Origin of the sequence: Burkholderia sp. LK4, assembly GCF_001043615.1 — a bacterium.
GTDB classification, from domain to species: domain Bacteria; phylum Pseudomonadota; class Gammaproteobacteria; order Burkholderiales; family Burkholderiaceae; genus Burkholderia; species Burkholderia cepacia.
Genome location: NZ_LDUL01000003.1, coordinates 71,125 through 89,879, shown reverse-complemented (window position 1 = coordinate 89,879; position 18,755 = coordinate 71,125). Strand labels below are relative to the sequence as shown.

General features: G+C 67.5%; 16 protein-coding genes. 7 read left to right on the top strand and 9 right to left on the bottom strand.

The window, feature by feature from the left end; genetic code table 11:
• Window positions 1-96 precede the first annotated feature (96 nt).
• A complete protein-coding gene (locus VK92_RS01150) occupies window positions 97-897 on the bottom strand; it encodes a helix-turn-helix transcriptional regulator (protein WP_048023079.1) in 801 nt (266 codons plus the stop codon).
• A 125-nt stretch (window positions 898-1,022) separates the two neighbouring features.
• On the opposite strand from VK92_RS01150, the gene VK92_RS01145 reads away from it, so the two are divergent.
• Both VK92_RS01145 and VK92_RS01140 read left to right on the top strand, forming a co-directional pair.
• Window positions 1,023-2,429, top strand: a complete 1,407-nt coding sequence (locus VK92_RS01145; RefSeq protein ID WP_021159199.1) for an APC family permease — start codon at window positions 1,023-1,025, stop codon at window positions 2,427-2,429.
• Window positions 2,430-2,493: 64 nt separating this feature from the next.
• Entirely contained in the window at window positions 2,494-3,603 is a 1,110-nt protein-coding gene (locus tag VK92_RS01140; protein ID WP_042974866.1) for a DmpA family aminopeptidase, read from the top strand.
• 144 nt (window positions 3,604-3,747) lie between these two features.
• Here VK92_RS01140 and VK92_RS01135 read toward each other — a convergent pair whose 3' ends face one another.
• Entirely contained in the window at window positions 3,748-3,960 is a 213-nt protein-coding gene (locus VK92_RS01135; protein WP_048023078.1) for a hypothetical protein, read from the bottom strand.
• A 155-nt stretch (window positions 3,961-4,115) separates the two neighbouring features.
• Entirely contained in the window at window positions 4,116-6,299 is a 2,184-nt protein-coding gene (locus tag VK92_RS01130; RefSeq protein WP_048023076.1) for an FUSC family protein, read from the bottom strand.
• Between the two features lie 491 nt (window positions 6,300-6,790).
• On the opposite strand from VK92_RS01130, the gene VK92_RS01125 reads away from it, so the two are divergent.
• Window positions 6,791-7,738 (top strand): LysR family transcriptional regulator, encoded by a 948-nt coding sequence (locus VK92_RS01125; protein ID WP_027791525.1) that lies wholly within the window; start codon window positions 6,791-6,793, stop codon window positions 7,736-7,738.
• A 182-nt stretch (window positions 7,739-7,920) separates the two neighbouring features.
• Here the strand turns inward: VK92_RS01125 and VK92_RS01120 are convergent, their stop codons facing one another.
• The gene (locus VK92_RS01120) at window positions 7,921-8,223 is read right to left on the bottom strand and encodes a DUF4148 domain-containing protein (RefSeq protein ID WP_021159193.1); all 303 of its coding nucleotides are present in this window, start codon (window positions 8,221-8,223) and stop codon (window positions 7,921-7,923) included.
• 214 nt (window positions 8,224-8,437) lie between these two features.
• Window positions 8,438-9,580, bottom strand: coding sequence for a porin (locus tag VK92_RS01115; protein ID WP_021159191.1), 1,143 nt, complete (start codon window positions 9,578-9,580; stop codon window positions 8,438-8,440).
• Between the two features lie 649 nt (window positions 9,581-10,229).
• On the opposite strand from VK92_RS01115, the gene VK92_RS01110 reads away from it, so the two are divergent.
• The 3 genes from VK92_RS01110 to VK92_RS01100 all read left to right on the top strand — a co-directional run bounded on the left by VK92_RS01110 (window position 10,230) and on the right by VK92_RS01100 (window position 13,837).
• Complete coding sequence (locus VK92_RS01110; RefSeq protein WP_048023075.1) at window positions 10,230-11,564, top strand: chloride channel protein; 1,335 nt, start codon at window positions 10,230-10,232, stop codon at window positions 11,562-11,564.
• A 396-nt stretch (window positions 11,565-11,960) separates the two neighbouring features.
• A complete protein-coding gene (locus VK92_RS01105) occupies window positions 11,961-12,308 on the top strand; it encodes a DUF1493 family protein (protein WP_053076274.1) in 348 nt (115 codons plus the stop codon).
• A 206-nt stretch (window positions 12,309-12,514) separates the two neighbouring features.
• Entirely contained in the window at window positions 12,515-13,837 is a 1,323-nt protein-coding gene (locus tag VK92_RS01100; RefSeq protein ID WP_048023073.1) for a TIGR00366 family protein, read from the top strand.
• Between the two features lie 58 nt (window positions 13,838-13,895).
• On the opposite strand, the gene VK92_RS01095 is transcribed toward VK92_RS01100, so the two are convergent.
• The 4 genes from VK92_RS01095 to VK92_RS01080 form a co-directional block, all read right to left on the bottom strand.
• The gene (locus tag VK92_RS01095) at window positions 13,896-15,224 is read right to left on the bottom strand and encodes an MFS transporter (RefSeq protein ID WP_048023071.1); all 1,329 of its coding nucleotides are present in this window, start codon (window positions 15,222-15,224) and stop codon (window positions 13,896-13,898) included.
• Between the two features lie 223 nt (window positions 15,225-15,447).
• Window positions 15,448-16,380 (bottom strand): 3-keto-5-aminohexanoate cleavage protein, encoded by a 933-nt coding sequence (locus tag VK92_RS01090; RefSeq protein WP_048023069.1) that lies wholly within the window; start codon window positions 16,378-16,380, stop codon window positions 15,448-15,450.
• A gap of 35 nt (window positions 16,381-16,415) precedes the next feature.
• Window positions 16,416-17,222, bottom strand: coding sequence for an SDR family oxidoreductase (locus VK92_RS01085; RefSeq protein WP_048023068.1), 807 nt, complete (start codon window positions 17,220-17,222; stop codon window positions 16,416-16,418).
• Window positions 17,223-17,295: 73 nt separating this feature from the next.
• Window positions 17,296-18,006 (bottom strand): GntR family transcriptional regulator, encoded by a 711-nt coding sequence (locus VK92_RS01080; RefSeq protein WP_048023066.1) that lies wholly within the window; start codon window positions 18,004-18,006, stop codon window positions 17,296-17,298.
• A gap of 294 nt (window positions 18,007-18,300) precedes the next feature.
• On the opposite strand from VK92_RS01080, the gene VK92_RS01075 reads away from it, so the two are divergent.
• Window positions 18,301-18,753, top strand: coding sequence for a type VI secretion system amidase immunity protein Tai4 (locus VK92_RS01075; protein ID WP_042974858.1), 453 nt, complete (start codon window positions 18,301-18,303; stop codon window positions 18,751-18,753).
• Window positions 18,754-18,755: the final 2 nt, after the last annotated feature.

Below are 18,755 nucleotides of genomic sequence, written 5' to 3'. Positions count from 1 at the left end.
ATGTCGGACGCTGCGCCGCCGGCATTCCCCGCCGTGGCGCCGGGTTCCGGCAGGAACGTGAAGACCGCCGGTTGCCATCCGTCCGGATCGGGGCGGTCATCCGGCCGCGTCTTCCCCCAGCGCCTGGATGAAGCGCGAGAACAGCTCGGGCTGCGAAGAAATCCCGAGCTTCGCGTACAGGTGCCGCCGATGCACCTTCACCGTTTCCGGCGAAATCGCGAGCCGCTCGGCGATCGCCTTCGACGAGTTGCCGCGCAGCACCATTCTCGCGATCGACATCTCGCGATCGGTCAGCACGCCCGCGCCGAAGCGGGCGAGTGCCTGCTCGACCCGCGCGCCGAGATCGGCGTCGGGCGTCGCGCGTGCCGCGTCGCCCACCAGCCGCCAGTGCTGCCGGATCGCCGCGAGCACCCACGGCATCGCGGCCGTCAGCTTGCCGAGCGGCTCGACGTCGAAACGCGTGCCCGCGCCGAGCGACAGCGACAGCAGCATGTCGGCGCTCGGCCGCACGAGGATCTGGATCTCGTCGTCGCCCACCGCGTCGCGGAAATAGCTGAGGAAATACTCGCTCTGCCGGAACAGGTCGGGCGCGACTTCCTCGAGCCGGTAACAGCCGTCGGCGAGCCCGTCGTGCGCGGCCTGCAGGAACGGGTCGAGCAGATACACGCCGTTCAGGTAGAGCGGCACGGGCGACGCGGCATCGGTGCCGCCCGTGTCGTACTCCTCGAGCACGAGCGGCACCCCGTCGGGGCCGATCGCGGTCGCGAGCGCGTTGTCGAACGGCACCATTTCATTGAGCAGCAGCACCAGGAAGCGCCAGAAGCGCGGCTGGCCGAGATGATCGATTGCGCGGCCGAGCGCCTGGTGCATCGCGATTTCGGAAAAGAGACGATCCATACCACCACCGGAAGGGCGTAACACGAAGGGGGAATAGCAGTCCTGAAATTGGCTTCCTAGACTGCCACGCAATCAGTCGGGCCCGAGTATGGGCGTTCAAAAATGCGCGGAACAGGAGAAACGAAATGGCGATGATGTCGGAATCGACGGGCACGCTGCAAGCGGCGCCTGCAACGGAGGACGCGCCGCGCGCGCTGTCGCAGACGCTCAGCGTGCGCGATGCGGTGATGATCACCGTATCGGGCGTGACCCCGGCCAGCTCGATCTTCGTGATCGCGCCGTTCGCGATCCAGCAGGCCGGCAGCGGCGCCGTGCTGTCGTTCGTGCTCGGTGGCGTGCTCGCGCTCGCGTTCGCGCTCTGCTACGCGGAACTCAGCGCCGCGCACCGCAGCGCGGGCGGCGAGTACGTGATGGCCAAGCGCGTGTTCGGCACGCTGCCCGGCTACCTGACCTTCATCACGGTGCTGTCCGTCAGCGTGTTCATCCCGGCCGTGCTCGCGAGCGGCGCCGCGCCGTACCTGAACAATGCGCTCGGCACGCACTTCAGCAACCAGTCGGTCGCGTTGACGATCGTGCTGCTCAGCTACCTGCTCGGCATGCTGAACATCAAGACGAACGCGTGGATCACGGGCGCGTTCCTGGTGGTCGAGATCGGCGTGCTGATGCTGATCGCGGGCCTCGGCTTCGGTTCCCCGCATCGCGGCGCCGACGCGCTGGTCGCGCCGGTCGTCGCGAGCGGCAACGCGCTCGTGCCCGCGACGCTGGCCGCGATCGTTCCGGCGATCGGCACGGCGATCTTCTGCTACAACGGCTTCGGATCGGCCGCGTATCTCGCGGAAGACCTGCGCGGCGGCAACCGCAACGTCGCGAAGGCGGTGATCTACTCGCTGCTCGTGATCCTCGTCGTCGAACTGATTCCGCTCACCGCGATCGTGCTCGGCGCGCCGTCGCTGACCGAGCTGACGAAGAGTGCCGACCCGATCGGCTATGTCGTGCGTTCGCTCAGCAACCCGGCCGTGTCACGCGTGGTCAGCGGCGGGATCTTCCTGTCGGTGTTCAACGCGATCATCGCGATCGTGATCACGATGGGCCGGCTGCTGTACAGCAGCGGCCGGCACGCGCTCTGGTCGCGCACCTGCAACCGTGCCTTCTCGACGATCCACCCGCGTCTCGAATCGCCGTGGCTCGCGACGATCGCGCTGGCGGTGCCGTCGGCGGGGCTCGTGTTCGTGTCGAGCCTCGACGAGCTGACCGCGTTCACGGTCGACCTGCTGCTGCTGATCTACCTGGTCGTCGGGCTGGCCGCGCTCGCGAGCCGGTTCGTGCGCCGCGACGTCGAGCATCATTACCGGATGCCGTTGTGGCCCGTGACGCCGCTCGTCGCGGTGGCGGGCGCCGCGTACACGCTCTACACGACGCTGGCGACGTCAACGAAGCCGACCGACCTGATCATCATCGGTGGGCTGCTGGTCGCCGCACTCGTGATGTACGGGGTGTGGGCGCGACACAGCGAGGCATTCCGCGCGCTCTGAGCGACGGATCGACACCATGCAACACCGATATACCGAACCACTGAAAGACTGGAGGAACTGCATCATGCGCACGAGGGATCTCGGCATCCGCATCGGACTCGGCACACCGGGCCGCTTCAACGCGATCACGGACGTTCCGGGCGTGCGGGTCGGACATTGCACGCTGAACGAGGAGAACGGCGACGCATCGATCCGCACCGGCGTCACCGTCATCGAGCCGCGCGCGGGCGCCGCGCACGATTCGCCCTGTTTCGCGGGCGTGCACGTGCTGAACGGCAACGGCGATGCAACAGGGCTCGAATGGATCCGCGAAGCCGGGCTGCTCACCACGCCGATCGCCTATACGAACACGCACAGCGTCGGCGCGGTGCGCGATGCACTCGTCGCGAACGAACGCGAAGCGGCGGCGGGCCGCGTGTACTGGTGCATGCCGGTCGTGATGGAAACCTATGACGGCCTGCTGAACGACATCTGGGGGCAGCACGTGAGCGCCGCGCATGTGCAGCGCGCGCTGGCCGCCGCGCAGACGGGCCCGGTTGCCGAAGGCGGCGTGGGCGGCGGCACGGGCATGATCTGCCACGAGTTCAAGGGCGGCATCGGCACCGCGTCGCGCGTGCTCGCGGCCGATGCGGGCGGCTGGACCGTCGGCGCGCTCGTCCAGGCGAACTACGGCGTGCGCGAGATGCTGCGCGTGGCCGGCTATCCGGTCGGCGAAGTGCTGCGGCACGTGCCTTCGCCGTTCCGCGCGCCGGACGCGCAGGGCGAGGCCGGGATGGGCTCGATCGTCGTGACGATCGCGACCGACGCGCCGTTGCTGCCCCACCAATGCACGCGGCTCGCGCAGCGTGCCAGCGTCGGGCTCGCGCGGGTCGGCGGCGGCACCGAGGATTCGAGCGGCGACATCTTCCTTGCGTTCGCAACGGGCAACGACGGCCTGCCGGCGGCCAACTACGGCAGCAAGGGTGCGCCGACCACCGGCGTGAAGATGGTCAACAACGACCATATTTCCGCGCTGTTCGTCGCGGCGGCGGAAGCGGTGGAGGAAGCGATCGTGAACGCGCTCGTCGCGGGCGGCGACGTCGAGTCGCGCGGTGCGCGGGTCGAAGGGCTGGGGCAGGCGCGCTTGCTGGATGCGTTGCGCGAGGTGGGCTGGCGGCCGGGGCGCGGCGCCTGAAACGGCATGCGCCGCTTCAATCGAAGCGGCGTGGGGTGGAGCGGCGATGCGGCGATCGGCCGGGCCGCGATCGGCCGGGCCGCCGCTCGCCCGCGCAGGTCATGCGGGCGGTGCGGGCCTGGCCGTGACGACGCGGCGTCATGCTCAGCTGCCGAAGTAGATGTTGCAGAAGCTGACGGGGCCGACGCAGGCGTTCGGGTCTTCCTGCTTCGATTGCGTACGATCAACGCGGCCGGCGGCCTTCACGGTTTCGACGCGGTTCGCCTGTTGCTGAGCGGCGTCTGCCGGTGCCGGCTGTGCGTGAGCGACAGCAGCGGTGAGCGACAGGGCAACGAGGGCGAGGTGCAGCGGCTTCATTTCGGTTTCTCCTGGGTGAGTGCCAGTCTCGCTGGCAGTGAGGAAACTATAGGCTCGCACTGCTTAAAGATTAATCACCGCGCCTGTAGAGCATATTTCCATCCGGAACAAGGATCCCGTTGCGCACGCACCGATCGTCACGGGCATCGAAGGCATCAATGGCGATGCCGGTTGAACGGCGCGTCCTTGTCCAGCAGCGCGCTGCGCATGAAGTGCAGGCAGCCGACGATGCGCTGCATGCGATGCCGTTCGTTTGGCACCGCATACCACGCCTGCAGCGCGTGCTGCGCGGCGCGGATCGCGAGATTCACCGATTTCAGCGTGCGTGCGTGATGGCCGGGCGTCGGATCGTCGAAGAAGCGCGGCAGCTCGTGCAGCACCGCGTCGACCGAGCCGGTCCAGCGCAGCGTCTGCGGCGGTTTCGATGCGCGGAACGCGTTCATTTCGTCGCGCAGGTCGATCACCGCGTGGCCGACTTCGAGCGTCGACAGCATCCAGCGCAGCGCGTCGCGATGCTGCCGCGTGCGCCGCACGAGCAGCGTGCGCAGTTGCGCCATCAGGTCGTGGGTGCTCGACTGGAAACGCTGCGCGAGGCCGTCCGGCGCGCCGTCGCACGCCAGCGTGACCTGGCGGCGCAGGTCGTGCGCGATGCGGCCCGTGAGCCACGGCATGTGAGTCGGGAACACGACCGCGAACACGAGCGAGCACGCGAGCATCGCGATGACGACGGCCAGGCCGTTGTTGATCAGCACCTCGGGCGTATACGCGATCGCGTTGTCGGGGCCCGCGAGCAGGCAGAAGAACACCGCGAAGCCGATCCCGTAGCCGGACAGTCCCGGCCGCATCGCGAGAAACGCGCCGACGCCGAGCACCGGCGCGAGCGCCGCGCACAGCAGCGGAAAGCCGTCGATGTTCGGATACACGTAGCACAGGAACAGGTAGCCGACGGCGGTCGCGAATGCCGCGCCGACGCTCATCTGCGCCACGAACTTCGGCGCACGCGGCGACGTCGAGCTGAGCGCGCATGCGATCGCGGTGGCGGTCACGGCAAGCGGGCCGCTTGGCCATTCGGAGGCGATCCAGAACACGCTCATCGCACCGACGGCCACGACCGTGCGCAGGAACGCGAAGCCGACGAAGAACGTATTGGTCTTCACCGCGTAATGCGTGACCGAGCGCTCGAACGCGTGGTCGTCCTGATCGAGCGACGCATAGGTGTCGGCGTAGCCGAGGTATTCGCCGATGAAGCGGTACAGCAGCTCGATCGCGGTATCGAAGTCGAGCAGGCCGCCGGGCGCATGTTCCTCGATGTTTCGCCGCGAGGCGCGCGCGGCTTTCGGCAACGCGCTGTGGAAGCGGCGCAGATCGAGCAGTGCACCGGCGGCCGGCGCGATGCCGCGTTGCCGCTCGTCGCGCAGCGCGGCGAAACGCTGCGCGAGCGCATCGACATGCGGCGCGAGCGCATCGAGCACCGCGTCCGAGCCGTTCGCGCGCAGCCGCTTGACGAGCTGGTGCAGCGCATGCAGCCGCGTGCACGCGTTCATGAACTCGCTGTTCAGCCGCGCGAGCCGGCGGCTGCGCGCGCGAATGTGCGGATCCTCGAACGACGCGAACGCGCGATTGGCCTCGAAGCCGACGATGTCGTCGACGAAATCCGCGAAGCGCCGCTCGAAATCGCCGCGCGCGACGTCGCCCGCGAGTGCGCCGGCCGTGAACGCCGCGAACGTCGCATGGCGGGTACCCAGCGAGCGCATCAGCGCCTTCGCGGAGCTGAGCGGCAGGATCAGCGCGCTGACCGCGCCCGAGCAGGCGATGCCGAGCGCGACTTCCGCGGCGCGCGTGAGCGCGGACTGGAACAGCGTCTGCGGCGTCATCACGGCCGGCAGGCCGATCAGCGCGGCCGTATAGCCGGCGAGCACGAAGCCGTACCAGCGGAAGTGGCGGTTGCGCACCGCGAGCGCGATGCAGCTGCCGATCCACAGCGTGATGCCGGCCATGTACAGCTCGGGCTGCTGCGCGAACAGCCCGCCGAGCGCGAGCGCGGCGACGAGCCCGGCTGCCGTGCCGAGCACGCGGTAGAAACTCTTCGCGAACACCATTCCCGACAGCGGCTGCATCAGCACGAACACGGTCGTCATCGCGGTGCGCGGCTGCGACATCTCCAGGCGCATCGCGATGCCCATCGCAAGCAGCGCCGCGAACACGGTTTTCGCGAGGTGCAGCCAGATCAGCCCGTCGCTCGCGGCCCAGTCGCGTGCCGCGTCGCCGAGTGGATCGAGCCATGCTCTCCATCGTGCCGGTTCGATGGAAGGTCGCTCGATCGCAGGTTGTGGCTTCATGAGTAGGGCCTGTTCACGCTAATAACGGGCTTGCGCTGGCCCCCAGAAGGGCCGAGCGCAAGGATTGCGACGAAGCGAATACTCGACGTATTCGCGAGGAGCATGACGCGGCGATCGGCCCTTCTGGGGGCCAGCCCCACGAACGAATTTTTTCAAACAGGGGAACGTGCCTTGCCGGCCGCATTGCGGCGTCGCGCGTCGCTTGTTTGGCTCGGCCAAACGGCGCTCCTTGCTCCTTGCACTGCAGCCGGCAAGGCACGTTCGCAAGCCCGTTATTAGCGTGAACAGGCCCTAACGGGGGCCGGTACGGGGGCCGGGCACGGTGCCACGGCACGTCCGAACGGGTCCGTTCGACTGATGAGGCGCCGATTGTAGGAGCGCGGCGCCCGCGCATTAACGCAGCTGCCGGGAAACGATAGTTGCAGCCGGAGTAACAATCTGTCGCATCCAGTGGAGGAAAATAGCGGCTCCGCTACAGGTTGCTCACAGGAATGGATACCCTACAAAACATGCGGGTGTTTTCGCGTGTCGTCGAGACGGGCAGTTTCACTGCCGCCGCGCAATCGCTGAATTCGACGACGGGTGCGATGTCGCGCGCGGTGTCGGAGCTCGAGGCACGCCTGCGTACCCGTCTGATGAATCGTTCGACGCGCCGCCTCGCGCTCACGTCGGCCGGCGAAAGCTATCTGCGGCGCTGCCGCCAGATCCTCGCCGACGTCGACCGCGCGGAAGAAGAGGCGAGCTGCGCGCACGAACGGCCGGCCGGCGTGCTGCGCATGCACAGCTTCGCGAGCGTCGGCCATCACTATGTATTGCCCGCACTGACGCGCTATCACGCGCAGTTTCCGGACGTGTCGATCGAACTGTCGCTGTCGCAGCGCATGCCCGACCTGTTCGACGGGACGAGCGACATGGCCGTCGTGACCGCGTCGTCGCTTCCCGATTCGGAGCTCGTGTCGCACCTGCTCGGCTCGACCTTCAGCATCCTGTGCGCGTCGCCCGACTACGTGAAACGCCACGGCGCGCCGGCCCGTCCGCAGGATCTCGCCGCGCACGCGTGCCTGACGCTGTGCACGCCGGCGTTCCCGACGCACGAATGGGTGCTCGAAGGGCCCGAGGGCGTCGAGCAGATCCACGTCGCGGGGCCGGTGCAGACCAATACGGCTGAATCGCTCGCGCTCGCGATCCGCGACGGCATCGGGATCGGCATGCTGCCGCTTTACTCGGCGATCGACGCGCTGCGCGACGGCACGCTCGTGCGCGTGCTGCCCGCGCACATCCTGCAGAAGATGAACGTGTACGCGCTGTATCCGTCGCGCCGCTTCGTCGATGCGAAGGTGCGGACGTGGGTCGAGATGCTGCGTGCCCAGGTGCCGGGGATGATCGCGCGCGACGTCGAGATGCTGAACGCGATCGACCGCGAACCGCAGGCCGCCTGAGCGGCCAACGCGTATCGGCGTATCGGCGTATCGGCGTATCGGCGTATCGGCGCATCGCCGTATCGCCGGTTTCTTTTCTTCAGCCGGCTTCTTCTCTTCACGCGAATTTCGCCAATCACGCCAACGCGACTCGCCGCGCCCACGGTACATCCTCTCCGTGGGCGCGGCGCATCGTCATGACGTTACAGCGCGGGCTTTGCCGCCGCGCCCGATTCCGTTGCCGGCTCGCCGGCAGGGCCGTATGCGGCGTGCGCGGCCTTCTGTTGCGCGAGGCGCTTTTCGTGGAGCCGCTCCTGTGCCGCCAGGATGTCGTCCGGATAGTTGATGGATTCGCCGCGCGCCGGGTTGTAGCCGACCGATTCGAGGTCGATCAACTCCTGCAGCACTTGCGCGCGCGTGACGGGCGACTTTGCCGACTGGGCGAACGACAGGGCCGGTGCAGCGAGCAGGACGGCAGCGGCGGCGGTAACGACGAGCGATTTCACGAGGTTCTCCTGGGTACGGGGTAGGTGGCCGGCGCGACGCGCGATGCGTGCCCCCGACCTTCGCTGGCAGTCTACGCAGCGCCCGAGCGCGTAAAAACCCCGATTCCAGGCAGGCTGCCTTCCAGATGGAACAACATTGATGCGCCGCCCGCCGCACACGAACCCGCATGCGAACGCAGGTGCGTGAACGTCGGGCGGCGATGCATTGCGTCGATCAGAAGCGCGTGCGCATGCCGATCGTGCCGACGATCTGGTTCGCGGTGCTCGATGCGCCGCCCGAGCCGTCGATGAACGCCTGGTAGCCGCGGCCCGATGCGTGCTGATACATCGCTTCCGCGTAGACGTCCGTGCGGCGCGACAGCTTGTAGACGGCCTGCAGGTCGACCTGGTGCCACTTCGGATCGGTGCCGTGCCTGCTGTCGGGGTTCGACACGCTGGCGTCCGTGTACACGTAGGCCGCGCCGAGGCTGACGGCCGGCGTCACCGCATAGCGCACGTTCACGTCGTAGTTGTTGAACGCGACCTGGCCGGTCGAGCCGAACGAGCCCGTGTTGTCGTACTGCGAGCGCGTATAGACGAAGCCGACGGTGGCCGGGCCGAACCCGTAGCTGATGCCGCCGCCGTACGAACGCATGCGGTCCGAGCCGATCGACCAGCCGCCCTGGTTCAGGCTCTTCGCTTCGGCCGCGTCGGTCGCGCCCGGGCTCGCGCTCGTCGAGCCCTTCGTGCCGTTCATCTGCAGGTACGCGCCGGCCAGCTTCAGCGGGCCGTTCGTGTAACTCGCCGCGACGCTGTATGCACGGTTCGCGCCGAAGCTGGTCGCGTTCGAGAACGCGTACATCGCGCCGACCTTGAAACCCGCATACGTCTCGCTCGTGTACTTGACCGCGTTGTTGATGCGCAGCGAGTGGTTCAGGTTGTCGTTGTCGAACGGATGCGCGAAGCTCGTGTCGCCGAGGTCGCCGGCCGTGGCGGACAGCGGCGCGACGAAATCGACCATCGTGTCGTACTGGCGGCCGAGCGTCAGCGTGCCATAGCCGCTCTGGCTCAGGCCGACGTACGCGTGGCGGCCGAACAGCTTGCCATCCTGCCCGAGCCCGCCGTTGTTCACGTTGAAGCCGTTCTCGAGCACGAACAGCGCCTTCAGGCCGCCGCCGAGATCCTCGGTGCCGCGAAACCCGAGGCGGCTGCCGTTGACGGTGCCGCTGTTCAGGCGCCACAGCGACGCGCCGTTGGCGTTGTTGGTGTAGACGATGCCGGCATCGATCAGGCCGTACAGCGTGACCGAGCTCTGTGCGTGAGCGAGCGGGGCGAACAGCGTGGCGGTGCATGCGCCGGCGACGAGGGTTTTTTTCAAGTGAGGCTCCTGCGTGTGGGAGGGGAACAAAAGTTCGGCGCAAGTATAGGAACGCAACCCGCGCGCAAGGCCGCCGGGGGCCGCGAGCGCACCTTTCCGGATCGGGCAAGAGTCGTTCACAAAACTGACACGACGCGCCGCGCGCGCGTGACGGTGGTGGTTTTTGCACGGTCGCCCGCGGGCGGTATGCCTCCGTCGCGGGCGTGCTGTCGCGTCGGTGCAACATGAGCGGGGCGGGGCGCGGCGGTGGATCGGTGCGACTGGCGCGCGGAGAGTGGCTCGCCTGAGCCTACGCTCACGACCGGCGGCACTCGCGTTCAAACGCGGACGCGTGCACGCGTCGACGCGCTTCATCCAGGCTCGTCAACCGGATCGCGCGACCTGCCGACTCGAAGCACGCGGCCGTTCTCACGAATTCGCCGCAACGGGAAGGCGATCCCGCGGCGCGAACCGGCACGCATCACGTATCCGCATTGAAGCGGGCGGTGAACTTCGGGCTGTCTCGACCCGCCGGTCTTCGCGTATTCATCAAACGCATGAGTCGATTCGAAAAATACGTTTGTCTCATGATTGTTGCCGGCCTACGATGCGGACCTGACGACGGCGTGCGTGTTGCGCGCCGTCTTTTTCGATCCCATTCGCGAACCCCATGCGCCCCGATCTCCCGTCCGCTCCCGCATCCCCTTCGCCGGCCGCCAGCCCGTTCGCGCGCATGGCCGTCGTCACGATCCTGACCGGCGTCGGCGCGGGTCTCGGCGGCATGCTGCTCGCGCTGCTGCTGCATGCGATCCAGCACGTCGCGTTCGGCTACAGCATCGCGCACGTGATCGGCACCGAGAGCTTCCTCACCGGCGTGACCGGCGCCGATCCGCTGCGCCGGCTCGCGGTGCTGATCGTCTGCGGGATCGTCGCCGGCGGCGGCTGGTGGGCGCTGTACCGGTATGGCCGGCCGCTCGTCAGCATCCGCCGCGCGGTGCGCACGGCCGATCCGCGGATGCCGGTCGTCAGCACGACGATTCACGCGCTGCTGCAGATCGTCACCGTCGCGCTCGGCTCGCCGCTCGGCCGCGAAGTCGCTCCGCGCGAGATCGGATCGCTGCTGGCGGGGCAGCTTGCGCATCGTGCGGGGCTCACCCCCGACGATTGCCGGCTGATGGTCGCGTGCGGTGCGGGCGCGGGCCTCGCGGCCGTCTATAACGTGCCGCTCGGCGGCGCGATCTTCGTGCTCGAAGTGCTGCTCGGCACGTTCGAACTGCGTGCGCTGGTCGTGGCGGTCGCGACGTCGGCGATCGCCGCGGCCGTTGCGTGGATCGGCCTCGGCAACGAACACCAGTACACGGTGCCGCCGTTCGTGCTGAGCACGCCGCTGGTGACATGGTCGATCGTCTGCGGGCCGCTGTTCGGCTTCGCCGCATATGGTTTCGTGCGGCTCACGACGCGCGCCCGGGCGAACGCGCCGAAGGACGGGCGGCTGCCCGTGCTCGCGCTGCTCAACTTCGCTGTGATCGGCGTGTTCGCGATGCGTTTGCCGCAACTGCTCGGCAACGGCAAGGGCCCGGCGTCGCTGGGTTTCGACGGCACGCTGGCGATCGGCCTCGCCGCTGCGCTGCTCGTGCTGAAGGTGCTGATCGAGGCCGGCAGCCTGCGGGCCGGCGCGGAAGGCGGCCTGCTGACGCCGGGCCTCGCGAACGGCGCGCTGCTCGGCGTCGTGCTCGGCGGGCTATGGAGCCTCGTGTGGCCGGGTGCGTCGATCGGTGCCTGCGCGCTCGTCGGTGCAACCGCGTTTCTCGCCGCGTCGATGCAGATGCCGATCACGGCGGTCGTGCTGCTGCTCGAGTTCACCCGCGAGGATCACGACAGCCTCGTGCCGATGCTGCTTGCCGTGGCCGGGTCGCTTGTCGCGTATCGGGTGGCGCAGCGGTGGAGTGAGGGGCCGGCGAAGGCGATGGAGGTGGTCAAGGAGCGTGCGGCGGCGATGCGTTAATGCGCACATGCAGCCAGGAAGCGAACGACGTTTGCGCTTTTGTCGCCAACGGGTCACCGAAAATTGACGATTTGTATCCGTTCCAGGGCAAGCCATTGCCGCGAGGATCCGTGCTGCACGACGAAGCTGTCACGATCAGAAGTGCAAGCGTGGGGCCGCATTAAAGGAACGATATCCGGTCGATCGTTTGCGTCGGAACGCACGCTTGCGACAGCCTTTGCTTCCATGGGGCGGTTGTCCCTCCCGAGTCGTACACGATAGCCTTTTCCGCTCGTTCAAATGTCGGGTGCGCCGTTCCAGGAGCAGGTTGGGTCCTTCTGGCAACGGATATCTCGCTGATCACTTGTCGCGCGATCGGCACGTACAACAGCATCGTGAAGCCCGAGGATCGTTTGTATGGCTGACGCGTGGAAAAACCTCGAAGCGTTCATTGCGACCGATATCGGCAAGTTGCCAGTCGATCGGATCGAACTGATGCGGGACACTGACCTCTATCACGATCTCGATATGGAGCCGGAGCACATCGATGCGTTCGTCCGGCGATGGGCCGTGACGTTTGACGTCGACTTGTCCATGTTCGACATCCACGACTACTACCCGTCGGCGAAGCTCGGCATCGGTTCGTTCCTTGCCACGGTCGTCAGATCGCCGTTCAGCGGCGAGGCGCGGGAAATCCTGGGTGGCCGGTCGCTCACACTCGGCATGATGGTCGAGGCGATGGAGCGCGGGCGCTGGGCGGTGTGACGAACGCGATGCACTGGTCACGGCTGCGAAGCGGCTCAAGCCCGTCCCGCCACTTGTTCCTGTTTCCCTGTCGGTACCGCTGCGCGATCGCGGCCCCGCGCATGCCAAAGCGCGCCCGCCGGTTCTATGCAAGAATCCGCGCGTTTCCGCGCATCAACCCACAACGACACGCGCGGACGTCCCTATCAGGAAACGAGGAGCTCAAGTTGATCCAGCGCATTTCCCGCTTTTTCACGCAGGTGGTTCACCGCGTGTTGCCCGACCCGTTGATTTTCGCGATCCTGCTGACGATCGTCACGTTCGCGCTCGCGTTCGGCCTCACGCCGAATACGCCTGCGCAACTCACGACGATGTGGGGTTCGGGTTTCTGGAACCTGCTCGCGTTCTCGATGCAGATGGTGATGATTCTCGTCACCGGTCACGCACTCGCGAGTTCGCCGCCCGTGAAGCGCATGCTCGTCGCGCTCGCGAGCACCGCGCGCACGCCGGGGCAGGGCGTGATGCTCGTTGCGTTCGTCGGCGCGCTCGCGTGCGCGATCAACTGGGGCTTCGGCCTCGTGCTCGGCGCGATGCTCGCGCGCGAAGTGGCGCGTCGCGTCGCCGGCAGCGATTACCGGCTGCTCGTCGCGTCCGCGTACATGGGCTTCCTGAGCTGGCACGGGGGATTGTCGGGTTCGGTCCCGCTCGTCGCGGCGACGAAGGGCAACCCGATGGAAAAGACCATCGGGCTGATTCCCGTGTCGCAGACGATCTTCACCGGTTACAACGCGTTCATCACGATCGGCCTGATCGTGATGCTGCCGTTCCTCGCGCGCCTGATGATGCCGAAGCCGGGCGACGTGGTCAGCGTCGATCCGGCGCTGCTGGCCGAACCGCCGAGCGTCGAGCGCCAGCTCGGGCCCGACGCGACGTTCGCGGAGCGGATGGAGGAGAGCCGTGCGTTGTCGGTGTTCGTCGCGGCGCTGTGTGCGGCGTTCCTCGTGCTGAAGTTCGTGCAGAAGGGCTTCGCACTCGACATCGACACCGTGAACCTCGCGTTCCTCGCGGCCGGCATCCTGCTGCACCGTACGCCGATGGCCTATGCGCGTGCGGTGGCCGGTGCGGCGCGCGGCGCGTCGGGGATCATGATCCAGTTCCCGTTCTACGCGGGCATCCAGGCGCTGATGGATCATTCGGGGCTCGCGGGCGTGATCACGAAGTGGTTCGTCGATATCGCGAACGTGCATACGTTCCCGCTGCTCGCGTTCCTGCGTTCGGCCGTGATCAATTTCGCGGTGCCGTCGGGCGGCGGCCACTGGGTCGTGCAGGGCCCGTTCGTGATGCCGGCGGCTCAGGCGCTCGGTGCCGATCTCGGCAAGGCGGCGATGGCGATCGCGTACGGTGAGGCCTGGACCAACATGGCGCAACCGTTCTGGGCGCTGCCCGCGCTGGCGATTGCCGGGCTCGGGGTGCGCGACATCATGGGGTACTGCGTGACGACGCTGCTGTTCTCGGGTGTCGTGTTCGTCGCGGGGATGTATCTGTTCTGACGGCGTGAGGCGGGCGGAGCGGAGCCCGTCCCACGCCGGTCTGATTCCGGCCTGCCTTTCAGCCGCGCGACCGTACGTCGGCGCGCTCGTGCCCGTGACGCAACGCGAGGCTCGCGAATGCCGCGACGATGAGCGCGGCCGCCAGCAGCGTCAGCCCGTTCTTTGCATTGCCGGTCGCCTGTTCGATCGCGCCGACGACGGTGGGCCCGACGAAGCCGCCGAGCAACCCGCACGTATTCACGAGCCCGAGCCCGCCGGCCAGCGCGCTGCCGGCGAGCCGCGACGCCGGAAACGTGAACACGATCGACTGCACGACGAAGAACATCGACGCGGCCACGCACACGCAGAGCAGCCCGGCCAGCGGCGACGCATGCGCGGCGCCGACCATCCCGGCCGCCATGATCGCGAGCCCCGCGCACAGCATCCGCCGCGAATGACGCGACTCGCGTGCGAAGCGCGGCAGCGTCCCGGCCCCGAGCGCGGCGGCGAGCCAGGGCAGCGACGTCAGCAATCCGACCGCGACCGGCGACAGACGTCCCGACGCGCCGATGATCCCCGGCAGGAAGAAGATCACCGTGTAGATGGTCAACTGGTGGCAGAAGTACACGAAGATCGCGAGCCAGATCTGCGGGTCGCGCAATGCGGCGCCGAACGCGTGGCCGCCGTGCGCGGCGACGCCCGCGTCCTGTTCGGCGGCCAGCTTGCGCTCGAGCGCGTGGCCGGTTTCCGGGGCGAGCCACGGCGCGGCGCTCGGACGGTCCGGCAATCGTGTCCACACGACGAACGCGAGCAGGATCGCCGGAATGCCTTCGACGACGAACAGCCATTGCCAGCCGTGGAAACCGAGCGTGCCGTCGAGTTCGATCAGCGCACCGGCCAGCGGCCCGCCGACGATATTCGCAATGCACACGCCGAGCAGGAAATAGCCGGTGGCGCGCGCACGCTCCTCCCGGCCGAACCAGTACGTCAGATACAGCATCACGCCGGGAAACAGGCCGGCTTCGGCCACGCCGAGCAGCAGGCGCATCACGTAGAACGACGTCTCGCCGCGGACGAACGCCATCGCGACCGACAGCGCGCCCCACGTGATCATGATCCGCGTGATCCAGAAGCGTGCGCCGACGCGATGCATGATCAGGTTGCTCGGGATCTCGAAGAGCGCGTAGGTGAGAAAGAACAGCCCCGCGCCGAGCCCGTACGCGGCCGATGAAATGCCGAGATCGACGCCCATCGAATGTTTGGCGAACGCGATGTTGGTGCGGTCGAGAAAGCTGATCACATACGCGGCGATCAGCAGCGGCATGAGTTTGCGGAACAGCAGCCGGTTCAGCGACGCGTTCGCGTCGGTCGCGGCGGACGACAGGGCCTGAGCGTGATGAGTGGACATGCGGACGACTCCGGTAAGGGCGAACCGGCGCGCACGGCAAGCACGGCGCGCCGCGTTCGGCAAATGCCGCTGCGCGGCAGGCAGCGGATGGGCAGTCGACGGAGCCGCGCCGGCGGCGCTCGAACGGAGCGGGGCGATGAAGGGCGTCCTGGCGCCGGCCGGCTCGGGCCGGCGCCTTGTCACTGCGCTTGCGGATGCGGGTGTTCGGGTGGCGACCCGGCGATCAGAAATTCACCGCGTCGCCGCCCTTGAGCGCGAGCATCGCGCGCGCCTCGGCCGGTGTCGCGATCTCGAGCGACAGGCCTTCGAGCACCTGCCGCATTTTCAGGACTTGCGCGGCGCTCGATTCCGCGAGCTTGCCGGGCGCGATCCACAGCGAATCCTCGAGCCCGACGCGCACGTTCGCGCCTTGCGCGGCGCCGATCGTCGCGAGCGGAATCTGGTTGCGGCCCGCGCCGAGGATCGACCACACGTAATCGCTGCCGAACAGGCGGTCGGCCGTGCGGCGCATGTGCATCAGGTCTTCCGGGTGCGCGCCGATCCCGCCGAGCAGGCCGAACACGCTTTGCACGAAGAACGGTGGTTTCGCGAGCCCGCGATCGACGAAGTGCGCGAGGTTGTACAGATGCGAGATGTCGTAGCACTCGAATTCGAACCGCGTGCCGTTCGCGCCGCAGCGCGTGAGGATCGTCTCGATGTCCGCGAACGTGTTCTTGAACACGAGATCGCGGCTTTTCTCGAGATGTTCGCGCTCCCACGGATGCTTCAGCTCGCGGAAGCGCTTGAGCATCGGGTACAGCCCGAAGTTCATCGAGCCCATGTTCAACGACGCGACCTCGGGCTGGAAATGCAGCGCCGGCTGCAGCCGTTCGTCGACCGTCATGTGCGGGCTGCCGCCCGACGTGAGGTTGATCACCGCATCGGTCTGCGCCTTGATGCGCGGCAGGAACTCGGCGAACACGGCCGGATCCTGGGTCGGCTTGCCGTCGGACGGGTTGCGTGCGTGCAGGTGCAGGATCGCCGCGCCGGCCCGTGCGGCCGCGACTGCGGCGGTTTCGATTTCGTGCGGTGTGACAGGCAGGTACGGCGACATCGACGGCGTATGGATCGCGCCGGTCGGCGCACAGGTGATGATGACTTTGCGAGCGTTTGCCACGGATGGATTCCTTTCGATGAACGATGCAGGACGCGTCAGAGCACTTCGACGTTGCCGCAGACGGAGATCGCCTGCCCGGTGATGCCATGCCCGCCCGGCGAGCACAGGAACAGCGCGGTCGCGGCGATCTCGGCCGGATCGGTCATGCGCCGCAGCGAGATCTTCTCGAGATAGCGCTTCTCCATGTCGTCGTAGCCGATGCCGAGCTGCTGCGCGCGCGCCTCGATCACGCGGCGCATCCGCGGGCCGCGCACGATGCCGGGCTGGATCGCGTTCACGCGGATGCCGAGCGGCCCGAGTTCGATCGCGAGGCTCTTCACGAGGCCGACCACCGCCCATTTGGTGGCCGCATACGGCGTGCGGAACGCATAACCGAGCCGGCCGGCGACCGATGACAGTGCAATGATCGCGCCGCCGTGTTTCGACTCGCGCAGCAGCGGCACCGCGCGGCGCGCGAACTGGAATTGCGCGTTCAGGTTGATCGCGACGGTTTGTTCCCACTGCACGGGGTCGATTTCGTCGATGCCGCCGGTCGGGCCGGCGATGCCGGCATTGTTGACCAGCACGTCGAGGCCGCCGAGGCGGCTCGACACGTCGGCGAACACGCGCTCGACCGCGGCCGGGTCGGATACGTCGGCCAGCGTCGCGCTGATCGCGCCGGCCGCGGCGCGCGGCGGCCGGTCGGCGAGCGCCGAGATCGCGGCCTGCGACGCGTCGCACACGTGGACACGCCCGCCGCATTCGGCGAACGCGTCGGCGATTTCGAGGCCGATGCCCGACGCGCCGCCCGTCACGAGAACGCGCAGGCCGTCATAGGGTTTCAGCAGGTCGGAAGCTGTCATGCCGGGTTGTCTCCATCGTTGGTGTAGTCGGATTGCGGCCGCTCGCGATTCGGCGGGTCGAGGCGGGCGGCGGCTACGGTTTCGCGTTCACGGTCCGCGGTGTCTGTTCGGCCCGCAGCGTCTCGGCGAGATCGTGCGCGGCGCCGCCGATGTCGAGCGCGATGCCGGCCCGCACGCCCGCGCCGTCGCGCCGTTCGAGCGCATCGACGATCGCGCGGTGCGCATCCATCGAGCGCCGCATGTGCGGGATGTCGAGCGCGACCATGTTGAGGAACGGGCCGACGCGCATCCACAGGTTCTCGACGATCGCGAGCGTGCTTTCGCCGGCGCCGTGCGCGTAGATCGCGCTGTGGAACGCGAAATTGCTTTGCAGGTAGGCGCGCGAGCGGCCAGCCTCGACGTGTGCCTGCATCGTCTCGCAGGTCTTGCGCACGACCGCGATCTGCGCGTCGGTCATCCGGGCGCACGCGCGCTCGGCGATGCAGCCTTCGAGCGCGATCCGCACGTCGCGCAGTTCGTCGAGCATGTCGAGCGTCATCGGCGGGACGACGAGCGCGCGATTCGGGCCGTCGACGAGCGCGCGTTCGGCGCGCAGCCGTGTGAGTGCGGCACGCACGGGCATCGTCGACGAGCCGACTGCCTCGGCGACGCTGCGCAGGCTCAGCGCCTGGCCGGGCGCGAAGCGGCCGCTCATCAGCGCTTCGCGCAATTGCTGGTAGACCTTGTCGGCCATCGTTTCCTGTTCGATGGCTTTCAGTGCGGGCGGGACGATACGAGGCGCCAAGGCGGGGTTCTCCTGGGATTGATCTGCGATCTGTGATCACACTTGCGATGTGCGAAGTGTTGACGATCGGAGGAACCGAGTCAAGGCGAACGGGGTCGGGGAAAACGAGGGGGTGGGTGGACGAAGAGGCTGTCGGCGACAGTCGGCCATACTTTTCCCTGTCGGGATTTGATCCGATCCTCGAGGTCCGGCCGCGGAGGGCGACGGACTCGAGCATCCGGGGCGCGACCATGGTTACTTCAACGAACCGGGCACGCGGTATCGTACCGATCGCGCAAATTTTTGGAGCCTGTCATGAGGGGAGTCCGGATCGCTGCCGCGTTGGCGTGCATCGCGTTTCAACCGGCGATGGTCGTGGCGAAGGACGCCGCACAAGCGGCGCCTGAGGCAGGCTCACGAACTTATTTCCAGAACTTCAAGGACATGGTGCTTGCGGAGTGTCTGGCTACCGCATACAAGCAGGCGCCCGGCGCGAGCAAGGACATCGGTAGCAGCACCAGCGCGTTGCGCGACTGGACCTACTACGACATGGAACGTGCGCCGGATGTCATTCACGCGCTGGTCGCGAAGTATCTGGCCCGTGACTATCGAAATCCGGTTGTCGAATCTGAAGTCAGGGATGTGAAGTTCGACTTCCTGAAGTGCATCGATCTGTATCACGGCAAGGAACTGGACGTTGCAGCGAAGCAACTCGTATCGCGCCCGAACCGTACCTACCGGACCGAGCATTCGCCCAAGCCGCAGTAGCG